Origin of the sequence: Pseudoflavonifractor phocaeensis (assembly GCF_038439875.1) — a bacterium.
In the GTDB taxonomy this organism is placed as follows: domain Bacteria; phylum Bacillota; class Clostridia; order Oscillospirales; family Oscillospiraceae; genus Vermiculatibacterium.
Map to the genome: position 1 here is coordinate 1 of NZ_JBCDMT010000001.1, position 20844 is coordinate 20844.

The following is a 20844-nucleotide window of genomic DNA, read 5'->3' on the forward strand; positions in this document are numbered from 1 at the left end:
ACCCCAATTAAGGGGCGGCCTTGGCCTCGTCGACGATCTCCTGGAGGACATGGATCAGGTCGTTGAGATTGCTGAGGGTGACGTCACGGGCAAGGATCTCGTTTTTCAGATCGATGGGCAGTGTTTCAAATTTGGGTCGCAGAGCCGGGTTGACGTAGGACATCTCTATCACCTCAAGGCTAGTGTGCCCCAAATAACAATTTTGTCCGGCTTGTGCCGGGGGAGAAAAAACATGAGACTGATTGATGCGGACGATGTACTCCAGCAGATCAATGGATTGCTTCGCAGTCCTTTTGCCAATGATAAATTCATGACGCCGCAGCACATTGCGGTTAGAGATACGCTCCACATAGTAAAAGACCTGTGCATCGGAAAATCCCTCACCGTGGACGCCGCACCGGTGGTGCATTGCCGGGACTGCCGCTGGGGGCAAGAAGACGATGCTGGCGTTATGCACTGCCACAAATATCATATCCACAAGGAAACAGACGGGTACTGTGATGACGGCGCTCGTGTGGACTTGCCGGAGGGAGAGGAGGACACCCCATGAAATTCCGAGACCCCAAGACGGGAGCGGTCTTTGATGATATCAGGAACGCACAGGTGAGATTTATGTGTCCGGGCCCTTGCAATGTGTGTCCGCTTGGGCCTGACCGCTGTACCGAAGAGTGGTGTAACAAGCATCCCCTCGAAGCCGCATACCTGATGGGCTATGAGGTGGTGGAGGACCATATTGGTGAAGCCACCGAAACGGAGGAGAAGCCGATGAAGAAGATGGACAAGCCCCTGTCTGATTGGACGGTGGGAGAAGCCCAGCAATACTGTAAAGAAACCCAAGATGCTGGACACTGCAAGGATGGATGCCGTCTGCGCAAAATGTGTGATGCAATGGAGTGCGGACCTTATGTCCCTGGCGATTGGGTTTTGGAGGAAACATGAGCAGACCCCGCTTTGATTGGTGGCCCTACGTAAAGGGCATGATACGCCGCTACCCGGCACTGTGCGAGGAGTATGCCAATCTACATAGCCAAAGCGTGACCGCGGACTACTCCGGGATGCCTCGGGGTGGAGGAGGCGGGCGTGGCCTGGAGAGCTTGGCAATCCGGGAACTGCCTTCGACTAGGCAGAGGGAGTATGAGGCGGTTCGGCGGGCCGTGGAGACTACGGAGCAATACCGCAATGGAGCGGACAGGCTCAAGGTGATCCGGCTGGTGTTGTGGGACAGGTCTCACACGCTGGAGGGGGCGGCACTGGCAGTACCATGTGGCATTGCAACTGCTTGGCGGTGGCATCAGGATTTTATAAAACGAGTGGCTAAAAATTATGGCTTGATGGATTGATTGCTCAGAGCCATGTCAATAGCTTAAAATAATATCATGGAAGAGGTTGAGTGGTTGGCCTCTTTTCGACATTGTGCCTATCTTTCTCGCGCCGGTGGGACAATCCAAATCCCGCCGGCCCTATGCCCAAGTCATCCGCATGAGGACGGCAGGGGCAAACAGAGAAGTCCGGACGGCACCGGACGCAGGGTTGCGGCAAGTACACGGCCCCGCACACAACAGCATGGGGAATGTTGGGTCGCTCCCATCCGTGAAAGCCGGACGTTTGCGTAGGGCGATAACTACCACGGCGCTATCCTGCTGAAAACTGCGCATGTCACCTCTATGATCTGCGTGTGACAATCTAAGCGGGAAGCGCACACTCGCTGGGTGCGGTAGCAGAAGCGGAAGCGGCGGCCATGGACAACGCCGTAGACGTGTGGCGGGTCAAATCCGCCTCCCGGCTCCATTGTCTCCTTGCGAGGCCAGCCCACGATCCGGGCATTGGCAGTAACCTGGAGGCTTAGTCAGGGCCCCAAGCGGGCAGCGGCAAGGTGGTTTTCCAAGCCGCAGATAAGTTTGCCGCTCCAAAGGCCACGGAGCTGACGCCCCGGAAAGACGGGGGCATGCGGATAGCGGGACAGATGGAGATGTCGGCCATAGACCTAGGCTCCTATGGCAGAAGGCGGTTCGATTCCGGCGCTATCCACCAAGCCCGACAGCGAGCGAGGAAGCGCGAGAAGCTAGGTAGTCTGGACTGGTTGGGCCGGGCTGGCCGGTGATAAGACGCGGCGCATCGGGTATATGTCACTCTTGGCCGCATGAGGCTGATGGTGGCGCTAATTATCGTGTTCTGGATACCTGTGAGGGCCAGGACCAAAAAGACCGCCGGGGGATCACTCCTCCGGCGGCTTGGCCACTTTTTTTCTCCAGTCTTTGTATTGCCCGGACTTCACCCGCTTGTCTGCGGGCGGTTCCACATCGGCGGCAATGACCCACTGTTTGCCCACCTTCTGGGCCGGTATGCGTCCCTGCTGAATCAGGCGGCGGACGTTGCCTGGGTCTTTCCCGTGGCGGGCGGCAAACTCCGTAACCGATAAAAATTCAGGCATTTACTTCCTCCCGTTCCGAATGGCCTTGACGGACAGAATGATGGCGACGATGGAAAGAACGATGTTGACCCCAAGGAGCACATAAACCAAAGTATCCATAGTGTTTGACATTGAGCGGCTTATTTGCTATCATTTGAGGGGAGGGGGATTGCTCCCCCTCGCCTCAACTCGTGAGCTTTTCATACAGCAGTATGAGAGAAACCACGAGGTTGATGATGGCGGTAACAAGGGTGATGTAGCTGGCGGGCTGCTCCTTGTTGCCGCTTTTCTTTTTCTTGCTCAATGCTTGACCTCCTTTCTGATATTATAATAACACGGAAGCGTGTAAATGTCAAGCGGTTTGAGAAAATAAATATGAAAATTTTGAGCTGTCCACTTTGGTGGACGGCTCTTTTCGTAGATATCTGGGGTAAAAGACACTGGAGGGCGGGTGATGAGAAACGAGCACAACAGCCTTTTATGATAGCAGGGCGTGGAGAAAACTGCGACGGGAAGTCCTCAAGGATGACAACAACGAGTGCCAAATTTGTAAAGCACACCACAAGCATAGGCGGGCGGTTGTAGTTCACCACATGTTTCATCTGGACGAGTATCCGCAGTACGGCTTAGTGCGTTACATCCAAGACCCTGCGACAGGGGAGTGGAAGAGGAATCTCATATCCGTCTGCAAGGAGTGCCATGAGACAGTTTGTCATCCGGAGCGGATGAGAGAAGCAGAGACAAGAACGCCGTTGACCATGGAGAGGTGGTGACACCCCCCCCGGTCAAAAAATTGGATTTTAAGACGGGACGGCCTACTCGGCACGGTCCTGGACAAAAGAGGCAGGCACGCGCATGTGAGAGTTTCAGGAGGTGGTGAGAAGATGAAGAAGGCGATGAAGAAGGATGAGAGGCGGGAGGAGATCCGGCAGGACCTGCTGGACCAGTTGGAGCGCAACGGGACCGTGGGGAAGTTCTATACGGATTTGGTGGAGGACTACATGGGCCTCTACGACATCAAGACAGGCCTCTTTGAGGACATCCGAGACAGGGGAGAAAAAGTCCCGGTGGTGACCGCCGCAGGGATGGAGACGGGGAAGAAAACCAACGATTCCGTCCCGGACCTTTTGAAGGTCAGCGCCCAAATGCTCAAAATCATGGACAGCCTGGGCCTGGATACGGACGAGCCCACCAATACCGGCGGTGATGGGGATGGAGAAGCGGACCGGCTGTAAGTACATCGACGTCTATCTGGACGCCATCCGCACCGGAGCCCGCCCGTCCTCGAAAGAGATGCGGCAGGCGGCGGAGTATATTGCCGGGAAGCTGACCGCCCCCGGCGTCGTCATCGACGCCGAAAAGACGGAGCGGGCCAGGGAACTCATCGAGAAATACTTCGGCATGGTGCTGATGGATTGGGAGCTGTTCGTCCTGGCCCTGGTCCACTGCTATTACCCGGATGACACGCTGGTGTTCACGGAATTTCTTATCATGATGGGCCGGGGGAACGGGAAGAACGGATTCATCTCCGGGTTAGCCTGGTATCTCACTACCCCAGACCACGGTGTCCAGGGATATAACGTGGACATCATCGCCAATTCGGAGGACCAGGCCAAGACCTCCTTCGAGGACGTCTATGAAATGCTGGAGCGCAACTGGGGCAAACTCAAGCGTTTCTTCTACAAGTCCAGGGAGCTCATCAAATCCCTGCGGACAGGTAGCTATATCAAGTTCAATACCTCCAACGCCAGGACCAAGGACGGCAAGCGATCCGCCTGTCTCATCTTCGACGAGGAGCATGAGTACGAAAACGACGACAGCATCCGGGTATTCAAATCCGGCTTCGGAAAGCGCAGGCACAGCCGGGTGTTCAAGATCACTACCAACGGCTACGTGCGGGACGGGGTTCTGGACAAGGACCTGGAGATCGCCCACGCCGTGCTGAACGGGGAGATTCCGGACAGCCGCCTGTGCCCGCTCCTCTACAAGGCGGACGGGGAGGAGGACGTGAGGGACAAGACGGCGTGGGTCAAGGCCTGCCCGTCTCTACCGTACCTGGAAAACCTGCGCATCCAAATGGAGCAGGAGTTCACCGCTCTGGCCTATGACAAGAGCACGGAGCTGGACTTCTACACCAAGCGGATGAACCTACCCCGATCCAACATGGAAATCGCTGTCACGGAGTGGGCGAATATCGCCGCCACCAACACCCCTTTACCTGACCTACGGGGGCTGACATGTACCGTGGGCATCGACTACGCCAGCCTGCGGGATTGGGCGGCGGTTGATTTCCATTTTCAGCGGGGCAGCGAGCGGTTAGACTTCGGCCACTACTGGCTGTGCCGGCGAAACCCGGACTTGAACCGTGTCAAGGCCCCATGGCGGGCGTGGGCAGATATGGGGCTGGTGACGCCGGTAGACGACGTGGAGATCGCCCCGGAGCTGTTGACGGAGTACATTGCCCGGACCGCTCAGGAATACTACGTCAAGACGGTGGCGCTGGATAATTTCCGATATGCCCTGATGAGGGACGCCCTCCTCAAGATCGGCTTTGGGGCGAAAGAGTTCGGGAACGTCTACCTTACCCGGCCAAGCGACATCATGAAGGTCCAGCCCATCATTGACAGCTGTTTCAATAATCACTGGTTCACCTGGGGGGACAACCCGCCCCTGCGGTGGGCGGTCAACAACACGAAACTTGTCCGGTCCGGCCGCAGAGAAGGCACGGACACGGGCAATTTTTATTACGCCAAGATCGAGGCCAAGAGCCGAAAAACCGATCCCTTTATGGCCCTCGCCGCTGCCATGTGCGTGGAGGAGGACAACGGGACCGGGCTGTCCGGGGACCTGCCGGAGCTAGGCGTTATCATCGGATGAGAGGAGGGGAAATATGGCGTTTCACTTTTGGAAATGGCTGACAGGGAAAACCGGGGAGGAGCCCAAGCCTGTCACAGAGGGCGAGTTTTTTGACTTAGCTACCGACCTCTACATCCGGGAGCTGGCCTTCCAGTCCTGCGTCAATTTGGCGGGCAACGCCCTGAGTAAATGCGAGTTTAAGACCTTTGAGGGAGACGTGGAGAAAAAGGGCGCGGAGTATTACCTGTGGAACATCGAGCCCAACCAGAACCAGAACAGCACCGCCTTTCTCCACAAGCTGGTCCACCAGCTCTACAACACCAGGACTGCCCTTGTGGTGGATCAGGGCGGGAAGCTCTACGTGGCCGACAGCTATGTCCGTCGGGAGTATGCCCTGTACGAGGACCTTTTTGAGCAGGTGACAGTAGGGGAGTTTACCTTTGGTCGGACCTTTTCCCAGTCGGAGGTATTGTTCTTTGAGCTGACCCAAGAGAATATGCGGCGCATCACAAACGGGCTCTATCTGTCCTACGGCAAGCTCATCGCTTACGGGATGAAGGGCTACCAGAAGTCGAGAGGCGAAAAGGGCACCATGTCCCTGGATGTGCAGATGATGAGCAACGCTGACTTTCGGAAACGGTATGAGGCCATCCAGAACGCGGACTTCAGACGCTTCGCCGAGGCGGAGAATGCGATACTGCCGGTCTACAAGGGAATGGATTATACCGCTATTTCGAGCAAGACGTACAGCGCTGACAGCACCCGGGACATCCGCAGCATGATCGACGATGTGACTGACTTCACCGCCAGGGGGTTCGGTATTCCGCCCGCCCTGCTGAACGGCTCTGTTCAGGACGTGAGCTCGGCCACCGATCAGCTCCTGACCTTCTGTGTGGACCCGCTGGCGGACAACATCCAGGAGGAGATCAACCGCAAGCGGTATGGAAAGGCGGGGTATCTGCGGGGGAACTACCTGCGGGTGGATACATCGGCCATCAAGCATATCGACCTGCTCTCCTCCTCTGGGAACATCGACAAGCTGGTCTCCTCCGGTGTGGTGTGCATCAACGATATCCGGGGGCTGCTGGGCCAGCCGCTTATCAATGAGCCGTGGGCCTGGGAGCATTTCATCACCAAAAACTACGCAACGGTAGAGGAGCTTTTAAAGGCATTGGAAGGAGGTGAGACAGTATGAGAAAGTATTATCAGCTTGTGACCGACGAGGCGGCCAGAGAGGCGGACCTTTCCCTTTATGGGGATATCACCTCGTTCCCCTGGATGGAGAGCGACGTCAGCGCCTATGACCTGTCCCAGGAGATTGCGGGCCTGGACGTGGACCGCATCAACGTGTACATCAATTCCTATGGCGGAGAGGTGGCCGAAGGGCTGGCAATTTACAACGCCCTGAAGCGACACAAGGCCAGGGTCAAGACGGTGTGCGATGGCTTTGCCTGTTCCGCCGCCTCTGTTGTGTTCATGGCGGGGGAGGAGCGTGTGATGAACAGCGCATCGCTGCTCATGATCCACAACGCCTGGACCTGTGCGGAAGGGAACGCCGAGGAGCTTCGTAAGGCGGCGGAGGATTTAGAGGTCATCAGCGAGACGGCGGCCAACGTCTATCGGGAGCAGGTATCTATCGGGGATGCCGAGCTGGAGCGGCTTTTGGCGGAGGAAACCTGGATCAAACCCGCCGACGCCCTGGCGATGGGATTTGCGACAGCCATCCAGGGGCAGGCCAAGGCCAAGGTCCCCAGCCAGTCGGCCCGAGGCCTAGTTTTTGACCGCCTGACCGCACCGGCCAAGGAAGGTCCGGAACCTTCCCCCGGCCCGGAGCCGGAGGAAAAGACCGTATCCACATTTTTTGACGCGCTGTGCGCGGGAAAGAGAGCGTAACAATGAAAAACCTTGACCAGCTCCAGAAGGAGCGCAACGACATCATGCAGCGCATGGCCGAGGCCGTGCGGGAGAACAAATCGGAGGACTTTGCCCAGGCGTGGAGCGACCTGGCCGACAGTATCCAGGAGCGCATTCTGGGTGACGTGCGGGAGACGCAGCTTCAGCAGGATAATGGCATTCTGGCCGCCCGGGGCTGCAGGGTGTTGACCTCCCAGGAGAAGGGCTATTACGAGAAGGTCATCGAGGCCATGAAAAATGAGCTGCCCAAGCAGGCCTTGACCGGTATCGACACCGTTCTGCCGGAGACCGTCATCGATGCGGTGTTTGAGGACATCAAGGCGAGCCACCCCCTTCTTAGCGCCATCCGGTTCCAGAATACCGGCGCCCTCGTCAAGATCATCCTCTCCACCACCGGCGGGGCGGCCAAGTGGGGCCCCATCGGCAGCGGCTTCGACGGGGAACTGTCCGCCAACTTCCTGGAGCTGGACCTTTCCCTGGCCATTCTGACCGCCTACATCCCCGTGAGCCGGTATATGCTGGATCTGGGTCCCGCCTGGCTGGACCGCTATGTCCGTGAACTGCTGACCGAGGCCTTGGCTGTTCAGCTGGAAGTGGGCATCGTGGACGGCACCGGCAAGGATATGCCCATCGGAATGGACCGCAAGCTGACCGGGGCGGTGGACGGCGTCTATTCCGTGAAGGACGCCGTGATGGTCACTGACCTGTCCCCTGAGACCTACGGGAGCCTTCTGGATACGCTGACCCAGGGGCCCAACGGTGTGCGCCGGACGGTGCCCTCCGTTGTCCTGGTGGTCAACCCCAGCGACTATTTTACCAAGGTGTTCCCCGCCACCACTGTGCGGGCCACCGACGGGACCTTCAACCACGACGTGTTCCCGTTCCCCACTACTGTTATTCAGTCCGCCGCCGTCCCCGCCGGGAAGGCCGTCATGGGGATTGCCAGCAAGTATTTCATGGGGGTTGGCACTCAGAGCGGCGGCAAGATCGAGTATGACGACAGCTACAAGTTCCTGGAGCGGACCCGTATGTACGCCATTTTCCTCTATGGTTATGGCCGGGCCATGGACGAGAACGCCTTTGTGTACCTCGACATTTCCGGCCTGAAGCCCTACGTGCTGACGGTAAAGACCGAGGCTGCGGTCTCGGGAAACTGAGGCGGGCGCAGACCGTTGAGCCTTCCTATTCCGCCGCCGACCTCCAGACCATGACCAAGGCCCAGCTCTTGGCCATGGCCGGAGAGGTTGGGGCGGAAGGGGTCGGCGCCCAGAACACGAAGGCTGAGATTACTGCGGCAATCTTGGAGGCGAGACGATGAGCGACACGCTGCTGGAGGCGGCCCGGAACTACCTGGATTATACCTGGGCGGACGAGGCCGCGGACCGAAAGCTGACCGGCATCCTGGAGCGTGGGATGGCCTACCTGGATCGGATTGCCGGGGAATTTCTGTACTATGAAAAAGAGGGACAGCCCCGTAAGCTCCTGTTCGACTTTGCCCGGTATGACCTGGCGGGGGCCTCCCAGGACTTCGCCGCAGACTTCTCCACGGAGCTGAACACGCTGAATGCGGAGTATGAGGTGAAGCGCCATGAAAAAGAGCATCCAGACTTTCTGTGATGGATCAATACCGCAGGAGGGAGCCGGATGAGCCGTAGCGAAGTTCAAACATATAACGATGGTCTGGTGACCATATGTGATGTTGACAATGTCGGCGAGGCTGGCTTTCGACCGGTCAAAGGGCTTGTTAAAAAGTGTGCCTTGCGCTATCAGGAGAGAACTGTTGGAGTGACCCGCTTTTATGCGGCCAAGGCAGCACAAGCAAGGGTCGACCGGGTTATTCGTGTTCCCAGGTGTGGAGTGCTTAAAACGGACCAGGTAGCGATATTGGGGAGTGGTGACCAGTATATCATCGTACAGGTACAATACCCAGCCGCTGTGCGGCCACTGTCCATTGACCTTTCCCTTCGAACTGTTGAGGACGGTGAGACTTATGACTTTGCCTGAATTTGCCGCTGTTCTATTGAAAGCCGGCCTGCCGGTTTATCACCAAGTTGCCCCGGACCAGCCAGGAAATAGGTACGTGGTTTGGCAGGAATATGCGGGGCAACGACAAACCGGAGGCCCGTTGTTAATCCACCATATCCAGGTGGATTTTTACACAAAGTCTGAGCTCGACCAACGAATTGAATGCTTGCTGAGGGAGTTGGAAGGGTCAGGCGTATACCAAGAAGAGCCCGAAATCAGCTATGATGCTGAGACAGGTTACACCAGATACATGATCGAGTGTCAGATCATAGACACAACTATGAGGAGGATGACAAATGGCAAATAGAAGTAAAGCCGCCGCTTACCACGGCGTGGAAAATGTCAAGTTTGCGCTGAAGACGTCCAGCGGGTACGCTGCTGAGGACGCTATGCTCAAGGTGCTCTATGCTAAAAGTCTCAACCCTTCGACCTTGCTGGAGGCCGCAGAGCAGTACGCAGATGACCGGCTGCTCTTCCGGGTCCCCAACGACAAAGGCTATGAAGTTGAGTTCGGGACCACGGCGCCGGACCCTGAGCTGGACAAGGCCGCCGGTTTCGCCATGGAGGGTGCATCCGGCCTTTTGAGCGTGGAACAGGTCCAGTATGCGAGGGGGGCCATGTACTACGAGTTCAAAGAGCGGGACGAAAACGGTGCTGTCAGCATGGTCAAATGCTGGATGTACAACGTGGAGCTGGGCAAGGGCTCCGGCACTCATTCCACTGACGAGAGCTCGGTGGCTTTCGGCAGTTATACCTACCCTGCGCGGGTGTACGGAGACCCGCTGATGGGGCCGGATGGTACCAAGGAGTACGTGGATGACCACGGCATGGGGCGCAAGGTTTTCATGTACACCGCACGTCCCGGAGATGATGGGTATGCGACCTTCGGAGACACCGTTCCGGTGCCTAAGATGGCTGCCCCGGCATCCGGCGGCTGATGATTGCTATGGAGATCGGCGGGGTCCGTTTTAGGCTGGACCCCGCCGCCATCTCCGCTCTGCGCTACCGGGCGGAGTATGGGAACAGCATTGTAAATGATTTGGCAAGATGCGTCTCAGCGGCGGAGGCAGAGGGGCGGCTGCTGCGTATGTGCCACATGATGATTCCAGTGGCAGATAGGCCGGAACTGCTGGAGTTTGCCAGGCTGGCCCGCAAAGATCCTGATTTTTTGGACAAAGCCCGCGTCGCGAAAGCTGCCCTGTTAGCGCCAGACCCGCAGATGGGGCTGCCGTCAGCTGAGGAGGGGACAGGAGAGGCTTTTGATGAATACAGGGTTTTGGCCTTGCTGGCCTGCATAGGAGTGGATCTTTGTTTGATCTATGACCTGCCAATTTTGCATCTGGTGGCGGTAGCCCATCGGGCGGCGGAGCTGCGAGATCCGGAAAGTAAATGGTATAGACCCATGACGGACGACGAGCTGTTGTCGCTCTATCCGAGGAGGCGGTGACGGTGGCGGATGGAATCTCCCTGGAAGAGTTTGGAGAGGCATTGTCAGACCTGCTTGGGAAAGAGGCCATGAACGCCGAGGAATCGTTGGACGAAATTATAGAAAAAAGAACGAAACAAATCCGGGACAGGCTTCGACAGCGCAGTCCTAAGGACACGGGCGGGTATGCCAAGGGCTGGCGGGTCAAAACAGTCACCCGGAACCACGAGAAGGTAAAGGTCATTTACAATGCGGAAAAGCCGTGGCTGACTTATATCTTGGAATATGGGAACCAGCATCAGCCGGCCCAGCCGCATATCAGAAAAATTGTTCTGGAAGCGGCGGACGAAATCATAGAAGAGCTGGTGGACCGGCTTTAATTTTTGGAGGTAAAAAATATGGCGCTGGGCTCCAAGTACGTCAAGGGAATCGAAATTGAGATCGGCGGGAACAGCACGAAGCTCAAGACTGCACTGGATAGCGCCAACCGCTCCATCAAAACCACGCAGACGGAGCTGGACACTCTGCGCAACAGCCTGAAGTTGGAGTGGAACTCTGAAAATTTCAGCCGCACTCAGCAACTAGCCCAGCGGGCGCTCCAACAGACCCAGGATAAGGCGGAAACGCTGAAAAAGGCCCTAGCCGAGCTGGACAAGCAGGGCGAGAGCAAAAATGTGGAGCAGTACGAGGCCATCCGCCGGGAGCTGTCCTATGTCCAGGTGGAAGCGCAGAAGGCTCAAAAGCGCCTGGAAGAGGTCAACAACATTAAGCTGGATAACCTCCGCAAGTCGCTCCAGGAGGCAGGGACGTCGCTGGACAGCGCAGGGAACAGGCTGTCAGCCGGGGTGACGGCGCCCCTGATGGCCGCCGGCGCCGCGGCGGTGAAGTTCGCCTCCGACACCGCTGAATCGGTCAACAAGGTGGAAGTGGCCTTTGGCTCTGCCGCCGGAAGCGTACAGACGTGGGCAAACACTACCCTGAACTCTATCGGCCTTGCCAAAGGGACGGCGCTGGACATGGCCGCGTTGTACGGCGATATGGCCACCTCCATGGGGGCTGCGGACGACCAGGCCGCCGCCATGTCCACCACGCTAGTAAACCTGGCAGCAGATCTCGCATCGTTTAAAAATATTTCCATCGATCAAGCTGGGACAGCCCTCAAAGCGATTTTCACCGGCGAGACTGAGACCCTTAAAAACCTGGGCGTGGTAATGACCGAAGCCAACTTGAAGGCATATGCTCTGGCCGAGGGGTACAGTACAGCCTATGACAGTATGGACCAGCTGGAAAAGGTCCAGCTGCGCTATCAGTACGTCCTCGCCCAGACCCAGAACGCCCAGGGTGATTTCGCACGGACATTTGACGGGACGGCCAACCAACTTCGGGTCTGCCAGGAGAGCTTAAAGGAACTGGCCGCCACGGCGGGAGAAGAGCTACTCCCCATTGTCACTCCTATCATCACACAGGTCAATGGGTTGCTCCAGTCCTTCGGCGACCTGGATGAGGTAACCCGGAAAAACGTGACCCAGGCGTTGCTTTTCGCCGCCACCCTGGGGCCCATGCTCAAATTGGTCGGAATGGGGACAACGGTAGTTTCTGGGGCTGTTACTGCATATGGTGCCCTTACCACGGCGCTGCGGGCTAAACAAGCAGCAGACATTGCGGCTACGGCAAGCCAGACAGGGCTCAACGCGGCCATGGCGGCCAACCCTGTTACCGCCGTGATTACAGTGATCGGCAGCCTGATCGCCATCCTTGGCTCTTACGCCTTGACGGCGGCCCTGACGGCGGAAAAGACAGAAACCCTGACGGACAAGCTCAATGAGAGCCGGCAGGCGTACGAAGATACCAAGCAGGCAATAGCGGACGAGAACACCAAAACCCAGGACATGGTGACGGCTCTGGCCCAACTGGCAGAGACGGAGGATAAGACCAACGCCCAGAAGGAGACCATGCTGTCTCTGGTGGGTCAGCTCAACGAGGCCGTCCCAAATCTCTCCCTAGCATATGACGCACAGACGGACAGCCTCAACCTATCCACTGCTGCTATCCGGGCCTATGCCCAGGCTATGGCGGACCAGGAGGAGCGGCAGGAGGCGGTGACGCGCCTGACCGAGCTGTATCAGGATCAGGCGGCCATTGCCGACGAGCTGGCCACCGCCACCCGAGACCTGGAGGAAGCCCAGGCCCGGAAAGACGAAATGGTCCAAAACGGAACGATGTGGACGCAGGAATATTGGCAGGCGTCCGCCGAGGTTAATGATTCTCTGGTGACTGCACAAAAGCGCTTTGAGGATGTTACAAAGGCACAGGGGCTCAATAATGCTGAAATTGTAGAGCTGGAGACCGCATACAACGGCTTGCAGAGGTCTGCTGAACAGACTGCGGAAAGCATCAGCAATTCCGGGAATGCCGCTAAGGAAACAACCTCCAGCATGGAAATCCTCAAGGGCGTCATTGCAGATACCAAGGACGGATATCAACTTCTGGCCAAGGCCCAGGGAGAGGCGGCGGACAGCGGATATTTGACTTTGGATACTGTAGAAAAGCTCATTTCCTCCGGATTGGAAGACTACCTGGAAGAGGTTGAGGGAGGCTACCGGCTGGCCAACGGGGCGCTGGAAGATTACATGGACGCCCAGAAGGCGGAGTATACCACCGCCTTGGGAGAGGCCAAGGCCGCTGCTGTGGCGCTGATCACTCAGAACTCAGATGAGGTTGCCAGTATCGACGAGACCACGGATGCCATCAGGCGTAAAATTGAGGCCCTCCAGGCGGAGGCCAGGGTCAAAATGAACGCCCACTTTGCCGAATTGGCATCCAGCAACGATTTTGCCAACAAGGGAGAGGCATACATGCGGCAGGTCACGGAAAACGACCTGACCATCAAATATCTTCGCGGAGTGGAATCCAGCGCGGCCAATGCTCTTTTGCAGTTGGACGCCGCCGAGAAGAAGTTGGGCACGGTGGATCGGGCGGGCGCTACCCTTGCGCGCGACTACGGTACAAAGACTTCAGGAAAGAGCTCGGGCAAGACATCTGAAAAGGAACAGTCACAGGCGGAGAAGGATCTGGAGGATTATAAATCCGCCGTGGCGGAACTGGACCACCAGCGGGCCATGGATGAGATATCTGAGCGGGAGTATTACACCAGAAAAGGCGAATATGCGAACCGGTATCTTACCGAGAACGCGGATGAACGAAAGAAATGGGACGAAGAGCTCCATGCTTGGCAGAAGGGTGCTTATGACCGTGACCTGACGGAACTGAAGGAAGCGCTGGAGAACGAAAAGATCACCAGGGAAGAGTATCTTGACGGGCTCAACACGCTTCAGGAACAATATTTCGAAGAGGGTACTGACGAATGGTTAGCGGCGGAGCGCCAGCGTCAAAAGGAAATTGCGCAGTATAACCAGGATGCCTATGATGACCAAAGAGCGGATCTGGATTATTTTCATCGAATGGGCCTTTATGACGATCAGCAATATTATACCGAACTGGCCCGGCTCCGTGACTCCTACTTGGAACAAGATTCCGCGGCTTGGCGCTCCGCTACACTGGAGCTCCATGACTGGATCGAGGATCAACGCAAGGCAGAGCTGGAGGCCGCCGAGAAGGCGTACCAAGATCAGCTAAAGGCCCTGCAAGAAGCCTTGGACGCCGAGCTGGATGCGCTGAAAGACGGCTATGAGGCCCGGAAAGCTGCCGCAAAGGAGGCCTACCAGGCACAAAAGGACGCCGCGAAGCAGGCCTATGACGCTAGAAAGCAGCAGATCAAAGACGAGCTGGCAGCGGAGAAAAACAGGCTCAATGCTATCATTGCGGGCATCGATGCCGAGATCCAGGCCAGAAAGGAGCTACGCGAAGACGAGGACCAGGACGCTGTCATCGCCGCTGCTCAAAAACGGCTTACAGCAGCCAAGGCCCAGCTGGAATTTGCCCGGACGAACGAAGACCGGGCACAGTGGGAAAAAGAGGTGCTCCGCCTTCAGGAAGCCTTGGAAGAAGCCATCCGAGACAAAGAAGACACTGCCTTTTACAGGGAGAAAGAGGCGGAGAAGGATGCCGTTCGAGAGCAAATTTCCGCAGCGGAGGACGCTGCGGACAAGGCCCTTACCGAGGCCGAGAGCAATTATAACGCAAAGGTGGCTCAACTGGAGGCGGAATACCAGGCGACCCTCAAACGCCTGGAAGCAGAGTATCAGGCGGCGGTAAGCCGCTTGGAATCTAAGTACGCCTCCAAGGGGGAGAGCTCATCCGGCGGGGGCGGGAAAACCTACTCTGACGAGGTACGAGCCATTGCCAGGGCCCATGACGTGGATTTGGGTGTGGCGCAGGATATGTATAACAACGACCAACGGCACAAAGGTGAGGATGGATACACGCCTTACGCCTCGGCGGCAAAGTCTGCCGCAGACAGTATGGCCAGAGCGGTGGGAGCTGTGGCCGACACCGTGACCAGGGCGGTTACTCAAACCACCACCAATATTACGCGCAACGCCGCGGCAAATGTCACCATCAATGAGGCGTCCAGTCTGACTTCCGGGCAAATCTCAGCAGCAGTGCAAAAAACCCTGGACAAACTGTCCAGATAGAGGAGTGAGGATATGCGATCTGTGGCGTGGCAGGCTGATAACGGCCAGACTATCGTGTTTGACCGAGCAGGGCCATATTATTACACCTCACTGACCTCTACGCTGGGGGCCACGGCGGAAGTTAGCCGAGCGCCCAGGCAGGATGGGCAGACCTCTTATCACGCCTCCCTGGATGCTCCCAGCATCAACCTGGCGGGAGGCATGTGGATCAAGGGGAGCAAGACTAATCCGGCCCCGGCCGAGTATGACCGCCAGCGGGCGCTCCTGTGCCAGGCGTTTGCCCCGAACCGGTGGGGGACGCTGATCTATTACCGGGAAGACGGCCCTGTGCAGATCCGCTGCCGCCCCATTGCAACGCCTACCATTTCTGGCCAGGTTGGGACGTACTCTACCATAGACATCGACTTTGTGGCGGATAGCCCCTACTGGCAGAGCGCCAACGAGTACATCATCAGTCTGGGGGTCAACCTCAAACTGTTTCATTTCCCTTGGGCGCCGGTGCGAGGGCCTATGGGGGCGTACAACCGATTTGCCAGGGTGGACAACCCCACCACCGAGCGGATTTACCCGACCCTGGAGATCTACACCACGGGCCAGTACGTGACGCTGACCAACCTCACGACGGGAAAGGCAGTCAAGATTGAGCATTCCATCGCGGCAGACCAAAAACTGATGGTAGACCTAGCGGACATCACCGCCTATCTGTGGACCAGGGGCGCAGATGGTGAATATGTCCAACGTGAGGATGTATCCCACTGGATGAGCTTGGACAGCGAACCATGGGGGCTGGAGCCGGGAGGAAACCAGGTTGCCATCTATAATGATGTGCCTGAGGACACCCCTAGGGCGTTTGTTCACTATCGGCTGCCCAGTTTGGGGGTTTGAAAAATGGCTGTTATCATCCGTATCTATGACCTACCAACGGAGGAGGCCCCATTCTTTGTCAGCCGGGGGTTGGTGACAGGGGCTTCATCTATCCGGCTTGTTGAGCGGCACTACATACCTGGTTATTTCACCGTGGAGGTACCCACCGGAGCCCGGCATGCGCAAGAGCTGCTGGAAGGGCGCGTCCTCCTTGTGGATGGGGCCTTTTGGGGAATTGTCGACGATGTGGGTTACAAGGCCGAGACGGCGGGAGACATTCTGACGGTCTCTGGCCGTCAGCTCAAGGGGCTGACAGCGGATCGCATTACTATCCCGCCTGGAAGTACGGCGGTGTCCGGTGCCCAAGGGTACGATACCGCCACGGGAAGCACAGAGACCGTCATCAAACACTTTGTTGCCGGTAATATGAGCAACGCTGACCAGCCGGCCAGGGTAGTCTTTGGCCTGGAGATTGCCACCGACCAAGGCCGAGGGCTGGCGGATGACAAGTATATGTGCCGGCATGAGCCTTTGGATACAGTTCTATCTGCTCTGGGAGAGGCGTCTGGGCTGGGCTACGACATCGTTCCAGATCTGACCCGGCACAAGCTGGTGTTTGATGTGGTCCCAGGAGAGAATCATACCGGTGGACAGAGCGCCCGGACGAGGGTAGTTTTCGACGTGGCTCGAAAGACAGCTCTCGCCCAGGCTTACGCTCACAATACAAGCGATGCCCGTAATTTGTTTTATGTGACAATGGGCGGGGCGGAATTTGAGGATGAGGCGTTGACCGTGACCTATGTCCGGGACGGAGAGGACGAGCCGGCTGGAATCCGCCGCAGGGAAGTTCACATGGAGCTCTCGGTGGATACGCCCGCCGCGGGGGATGAGTACAACGAACTTAAACGGCTGGCCCTCATCGAGGCGGAAAACTATCGCCCCGCGGAGAGCTTTACATGCGAAGTCCCGCCGGGAGGCAGGTACAAATACCGGGAGGACTATGAGGTCGGGGATCTGGTGACGGTGCGGAACGCTGCGTGGGGTGTCACCATGGACGCCCGTCTGACCGAAATGGAAACCCAATACTCCGCCAGCGGCATCACGCTGACGGCAACCTTTGGCAAAGCGCCGCTGACCGTTTTTGGACGACTTCAGCGGCAGATCAGGAAGGGGAGCTGAGACAATGCGCAGCTATTTTTTCAATGCGGAGCCTACAACCGACCTGTCGACGCACCCCACGGGGTACGACCGGGAATACGACGCTGACGACCACGCCAGCTTTTTCGCTCCGTTTTTTTCGGCGGCCGGAGTGATGGCGGGGACACATGCTGACGCCTGCAAGGTGGTAGTCCAGGAAGGGAACACCTTGCGGATCTGTGCCGGAAATGTCTACGTCAGAGGGCGCATGTGCCAGTTTGACGGAAACGAGACCATCACTATTACACAGGACTGCAAGATTTCCGCCCGGATGAATAAGACCGCCGATGTGCGGGCCTTTGAGCTGGTAGCGGTCCAGGAGCTGATCCAGACAGAGGACATTTATGACCTGGAGCTGGCCAGCGTAGCCATCACCCCAGTTGTGGGCGGGTACGAGGCGGTGGTGACCGACACCCGCACCTTTCTGGCCTTTATGGGCCAGCCAGCTTATTACCCTCCCTCCGCGGACAACCTGCCCTATGTCCTGTGGCTGTACACGCTTGGCTTCCCCATGACGGCGGAGCAGCGGTCCATGGTGGAGGCAAACCCAAGCCTCATGTCTATCTTCAACGGCTCGCTAGGAGCCGCTAAGGGGGCCACAGTGACCTTTACAGCGGCGGATTGGACTGCCGGGGAGCTGGGCAGCACGCTTATCATTCCAAAAACACAACATGGCCGTCAAACGGAACGGTTTTGCTACACCCTGAAGCACAATGTGGGCGGGATACTTAAGACCAACACCTGGGGCGCCAAGTGTACCGACGTGAGCTATGATTCCACTACCGGCAATATTACGCTTTGGGCGGAGACTGCTTATGCCGGTGAAATTTCATTCAGCGGTTGAGGAGGTTCTTTGATGTGAAAATGATGGATATGGCTGAGAGCTACCGGACGGCCGCGGATGCCATCCGGCACCGAATCCAAATAGTGAAGGAACTGCCTGCCCGGACAGATGAGGAGAAAGTGCAGAAGGAAGAGCGGCTCCGCCTCTTGGAGGCCATGCGCCGGGACGTGCGGGATGTGGCGGTGATCTGTGAGCGGTATTATGAGAGGGGGTACTGCCGAAATGAGCGCTACATGCTCTGATATTGTGGCCCTGATCCATACTGTATGGGTTTCTGACAAGGATGGAAGTTGGATGGTGAGGGCCATGCGGCAGGCGTTGTCGGAGGATGTGACCCCGCGTCAGCGTGAATACCTTTTTGCCTGCTGCGGAGAAGGCCTGACGGAAGTCGATGCCGCCAAAAGGTATAGGGTGAATAAGTCCACTGTTTGCCGATCTTTGAATCGAGGCCTCCGGCGGCTGGAGACTTATTTCAATAGGAGGTGCCGAAAATGAGCGGCACAAGATACCGGCGCGGCGGGCTCTATGCCGCCGATATGGCGGTCTATGCCCGGGCGCTGTCCGAAGAAAATACGAATGCCGACACTATGAAAACTTTGAGGGAAAACGTTCTGATTGCAATTCGGCAGGAACTGACCGGCAAACAGAGGGAGTATATCCAGCTCTACTATGCGGAGGGGCTGAACATGAGCCAGATAGGGGAGCGGGTAGGTGTGGACAAATCCACCGTCTCCCGCACCATCAAGAGGGGGGAGGCCCACCTTCGCCGGTGTCTGCGGTTCGGAGCGGCCAACCTGTTGGACCAAGCTGGTGTCAAGACCCCATACCATTCGGTGAAGAATTTGGCGAAGAGGGAGAGGTATGAAAATTGCTGACAATTATCGAACTTGAGCCGCGCGCGGATGGCGGTCACGGTATCCAGAGCCAGAGCCACCGTACGGAGTGTTGGCTGGAGGGATGGGTGGAAGTGCCCGGGGAGCTGACTCAGGCTGTGTGGGACTGTGGAGGCTACTGTGAGCTCACCCTGGAGGAGGGCAAGCTGGTGGGGATCACGCCCACCGAACGGCCCCAGCCTCCCGCGCCGGAACCCACGGAGACAGAGCGCCTCCGGGCCGACGTGGACTTTCTGGCGGCGATGGGAGGTGTGGCGTTGTGAGCGTGTACGAGATGGCGAAGAAATACTATCCACGTCTGTGGGACAAGGCCCGGCTGGACGCCCTGGTGGAGGCTGGGCGGCTGACCCGGGCGGAGGCCGACGAGATCGTGGGGGAGGGTGGGCATGAGTAAGCTGTGTAAGACCGTGCCGCTGGAGCGGGTTCGGGAGATCAAGCTGTTTGTCAACACGGGAAAGCTGTCCCTGCCGGAGATCGTGGCGAGGGAGGCCCCGGACATGGCCATCAACGCCGCCTACTTCAACGGGCTCTGGCGGGCGGAGGGGCACGTCAAGGCGGATGGGACGGTGATCGCCAGCGAGAAGTGGGGGGCCTGGGGGTACGCGTGGGACAAGGGGCCGGATATCCGCATGGCCCAGCTCCCCGACGGGGAGGCCCGCAATTATCTCTCCTGCCTGGATCTGGTCAATCCCTGGGATGGGCCGGAAGCGAAGCTGGACTATGATAAGCGGGCCATCGGCGGGGTGCGTGGACGCTCCGCCATCGGCCTGGGCCAGGGCGGGCTGACGGTACTGTGTACCGGTGACGGGTCGGCGGACGCCATGACGCCGGAAAAGTGCCGGGAGCTGATGCTGGCCGAGGGCTGTGAGACGGCCCTGGAACTGGACAGCGGGAGTTCGTGCAACTGCTACATGGGCGGCAAGTACATCCTGGGCGGGAAGCTGGTGGTCCATACGCTGCTGCTGATCTGGCTGGAGCCGCCCAATCCACTCTGGCGGGTGCAGGTGGGGGCCTTCGGGATGAAGAGCAACGCCGAGGCATACCGGGATAAACTCAGGGCGGCCGGGTATCCGGCGTTTGTAACGGAGGTGTCCTGCGATGACCGTACATAGGGACTGGCCATGCCATCCACGCAACTACCAAGGCAAGAGAGTACAGGGGGTCAAATATCTGGTGATCCACTACGTGGGGGCGCTGGGAGATGCAGAGCAGAACGCCTACTATTACGGGACCACGCCTGGGATCGGGGCATCTGCCCATTACTTCGTGGGACATGCCCCCGAGGCTGAGATCTGGGCCAGCGTGGCCGAGGACTGTGTGGCCTCCCACTGCGGGCGAACAGACGGCAGGTACAGGCATCCGGAGTGCCGCAATGCCAACTCCATCGGCATCGAGATGTGCTGCCGCCGGAGGGCGGACGGGACATGGTACTTTGACGACGAGACTGTGGACGCCACGGTGGAGCTGGCCCGGGACATTATGGCCCGCTATGGGATCGACGTGGACCACGTGGTCCGGCACTACGACGTGACAGGGAAGATCTGCCCGGCGCCCTACGTCAACGATCCGGCGGCGTGGGAGGAGTTCAAAGCAAGGCTCACAGAGCCGGAAAGTGAGGACGGTATGAAGTTGTACCAGTATGTGGCCGAGATGCCGGAGTGGGCCAGAGCGGCAGCCACGAAGGCCATCAACAACGGCTACATTAAGATGGACGACACCGGGGCTGCGGGGGTGTGGGAAGCCAATCTCCAGGCGTTGGTTTGGATGGACCGGGCGGGGCTGCTGGACAAGCCCGCTGTGAATTGAGAAGGGGGATACAT

At 57.9% G+C, this 20844-nt stretch carries 24 protein-coding genes; 22 read left to right on the top strand and 2 right to left on the bottom strand.

Features of this window, described 5'->3' with window-relative positions; translation table 11 throughout:
• Positions 1–7 precede the first annotated feature (7 nt).
• Positions 8–163 (bottom strand): hypothetical protein, encoded by a 156-nt coding sequence (locus AAEU42_RS00005; protein WP_342231458.1) that lies wholly within the window; start codon positions 161–163, stop codon positions 8–10.
• A gap of 69 nt (positions 164–232) precedes the next feature.
• Here AAEU42_RS00005 and AAEU42_RS00010 point away from each other — a divergent pair, with 69 nt between their 5' ends.
• Positions 233–550, top strand: coding sequence for a hypothetical protein (locus AAEU42_RS00010; RefSeq protein ID WP_342231459.1), 318 nt, complete (start codon positions 233–235; stop codon positions 548–550).
• A complete protein-coding gene (locus AAEU42_RS00015; RefSeq protein WP_342231460.1) occupies positions 547–939 on the top strand; it encodes a hypothetical protein in 393 nt (130 codons plus the stop codon). The genes AAEU42_RS00010 and AAEU42_RS00015 overlap by 4 nt, the downstream gene beginning before the upstream one ends.
• A gap of 1276 nt (positions 940–2215) precedes the next feature.
• Here the strand turns inward: AAEU42_RS00015 and AAEU42_RS00020 are convergent.
• Entirely contained in the window at positions 2216–2431 is a 216-nt protein-coding gene (locus AAEU42_RS00020) for a helix-turn-helix domain-containing protein (protein WP_342231461.1), read from the bottom strand.
• Between the two features lie 863 nt (positions 2432–3294).
• Here AAEU42_RS00020 and AAEU42_RS00025 point away from each other — a divergent pair.
• From AAEU42_RS00025 to AAEU42_RS00120, 20 genes are all read left to right on the top strand, one after another.
• Positions 3295–3645, top strand: a complete 351-nt coding sequence (locus AAEU42_RS00025; RefSeq protein ID WP_342231462.1) for an RNA polymerase subunit sigma-70 — start codon at positions 3295–3297, stop codon at positions 3643–3645.
• Positions 3623–5287, top strand: coding sequence for a terminase large subunit domain-containing protein (locus AAEU42_RS00030; RefSeq protein ID WP_342231463.1), 1665 nt, complete (start codon positions 3623–3625; stop codon positions 5285–5287). The genes AAEU42_RS00025 and AAEU42_RS00030 overlap by 23 nt, the downstream gene beginning before the upstream one ends.
• Before the next feature lie 13 nt (positions 5288–5300).
• Positions 5301–6461, top strand: a complete 1161-nt coding sequence (locus AAEU42_RS00035) for a phage portal protein (protein WP_342231464.1) — start codon at positions 5301–5303, stop codon at positions 6459–6461.
• On the top strand, positions 6458–7159 hold the full coding sequence (locus tag AAEU42_RS00040) for a head maturation protease, ClpP-related (protein ID WP_342231465.1): 702 nt from the start codon (positions 6458–6460) through the stop codon (positions 7157–7159). Before AAEU42_RS00035 ends, AAEU42_RS00040 begins: the two co-directional genes overlap by 4 nt.
• Positions 7160–7161: 2 nt before the next feature.
• Positions 7162–8337 (top strand): phage major capsid protein, encoded by a 1176-nt coding sequence (locus AAEU42_RS00045; protein WP_342231466.1) that lies wholly within the window; start codon positions 7162–7164, stop codon positions 8335–8337.
• A gap of 157 nt (positions 8338–8494) precedes the next feature.
• A complete protein-coding gene (locus AAEU42_RS00050; protein WP_342231467.1) occupies positions 8495–8797 on the top strand; it encodes a hypothetical protein in 303 nt (100 codons plus the stop codon).
• A 27-nt stretch (positions 8798–8824) separates the two neighbouring features.
• On the top strand, positions 8825–9184 hold the full coding sequence (locus AAEU42_RS00055) for a hypothetical protein (RefSeq protein ID WP_342231468.1): 360 nt from the start codon (positions 8825–8827) through the stop codon (positions 9182–9184).
• Positions 9185–9501: 317 nt separating this feature from the next.
• Positions 9502–10143 carry a hypothetical protein gene (locus tag AAEU42_RS00060; protein WP_342231469.1) on the top strand — a complete coding sequence of 214 codons (642 nt, stop codon included), beginning with the start codon at positions 9502–9504 and terminating at the stop codon, positions 10141–10143.
• Complete coding sequence (locus AAEU42_RS00065) at positions 10143–10652, top strand: hypothetical protein (protein WP_342231470.1); 510 nt, start codon at positions 10143–10145, stop codon at positions 10650–10652. Before AAEU42_RS00060 ends, AAEU42_RS00065 begins: the two co-directional genes overlap by 1 nt.
• Complete coding sequence (locus AAEU42_RS00070; protein ID WP_342231471.1) at positions 10649–11011, top strand: HK97-gp10 family putative phage morphogenesis protein; 363 nt, start codon at positions 10649–10651, stop codon at positions 11009–11011. Before AAEU42_RS00065 ends, AAEU42_RS00070 begins: the two co-directional genes overlap by 4 nt.
• Positions 11012–11029: 18 nt before the next feature.
• Positions 11030–15226, top strand: a complete 4197-nt coding sequence (locus tag AAEU42_RS00075) for a hypothetical protein (protein ID WP_342231472.1) — start codon at positions 11030–11032, stop codon at positions 15224–15226.
• A 12-nt stretch (positions 15227–15238) separates the two neighbouring features.
• Positions 15239–16111, top strand: coding sequence for a phage tail family protein (locus AAEU42_RS00080; RefSeq protein WP_342231473.1), 873 nt, complete (start codon positions 15239–15241; stop codon positions 16109–16111).
• 3 nt (positions 16112–16114) lie between these two features.
• On the top strand, positions 16115–17269 hold the full coding sequence (locus AAEU42_RS00085) for a siphovirus ReqiPepy6 Gp37-like family protein (protein ID WP_342231474.1): 1155 nt from the start codon (positions 16115–16117) through the stop codon (positions 17267–17269).
• Between the two features lie 4 nt (positions 17270–17273).
• Positions 17274–18131, top strand: a complete 858-nt coding sequence (locus tag AAEU42_RS00090) for a hypothetical protein (RefSeq protein ID WP_342231475.1) — start codon at positions 17274–17276, stop codon at positions 18129–18131.
• Positions 18132–18145: 14 nt separating this feature from the next.
• Positions 18146–18373: a hypothetical protein gene (locus AAEU42_RS00095; protein WP_342231476.1), complete on the top strand. Its 228-nt coding sequence runs from the start codon at positions 18146–18148 to the stop codon at positions 18371–18373.
• Between the two features lie 249 nt (positions 18374–18622).
• Positions 18623–19006 carry a sigma-70 family RNA polymerase sigma factor gene (locus tag AAEU42_RS00100; RefSeq protein ID WP_342231477.1) on the top strand — a complete coding sequence of 128 codons (384 nt, stop codon included), beginning with the start codon at positions 18623–18625 and terminating at the stop codon, positions 19004–19006.
• An 86-nt stretch (positions 19007–19092) separates the two neighbouring features.
• A complete protein-coding gene (locus AAEU42_RS00105) occupies positions 19093–19287 on the top strand; it encodes a hypothetical protein (RefSeq protein ID WP_342231478.1) in 195 nt (64 codons plus the stop codon).
• The gene (locus AAEU42_RS00110) at positions 19284–19418 is read left to right on the top strand and encodes a hypothetical protein (protein ID WP_342231479.1); all 135 of its coding nucleotides are present in this window, start codon (positions 19284–19286) and stop codon (positions 19416–19418) included. The genes AAEU42_RS00105 and AAEU42_RS00110 overlap by 4 nt, the downstream gene beginning before the upstream one ends.
• Positions 19411–20136: an SPOR domain-containing protein gene (locus AAEU42_RS00115; protein ID WP_342231480.1), complete on the top strand. Its 726-nt coding sequence runs from the start codon at positions 19411–19413 to the stop codon at positions 20134–20136. Before AAEU42_RS00110 ends, AAEU42_RS00115 begins: the two co-directional genes overlap by 8 nt.
• Positions 20123–20830 carry a peptidoglycan recognition protein family protein gene (locus tag AAEU42_RS00120; protein ID WP_342231481.1) on the top strand — a complete coding sequence of 236 codons (708 nt, stop codon included), beginning with the start codon at positions 20123–20125 and terminating at the stop codon, positions 20828–20830. The genes AAEU42_RS00115 and AAEU42_RS00120 overlap by 14 nt, the downstream gene beginning before the upstream one ends.
• Positions 20831–20844 lie beyond the last annotated feature (14 nt).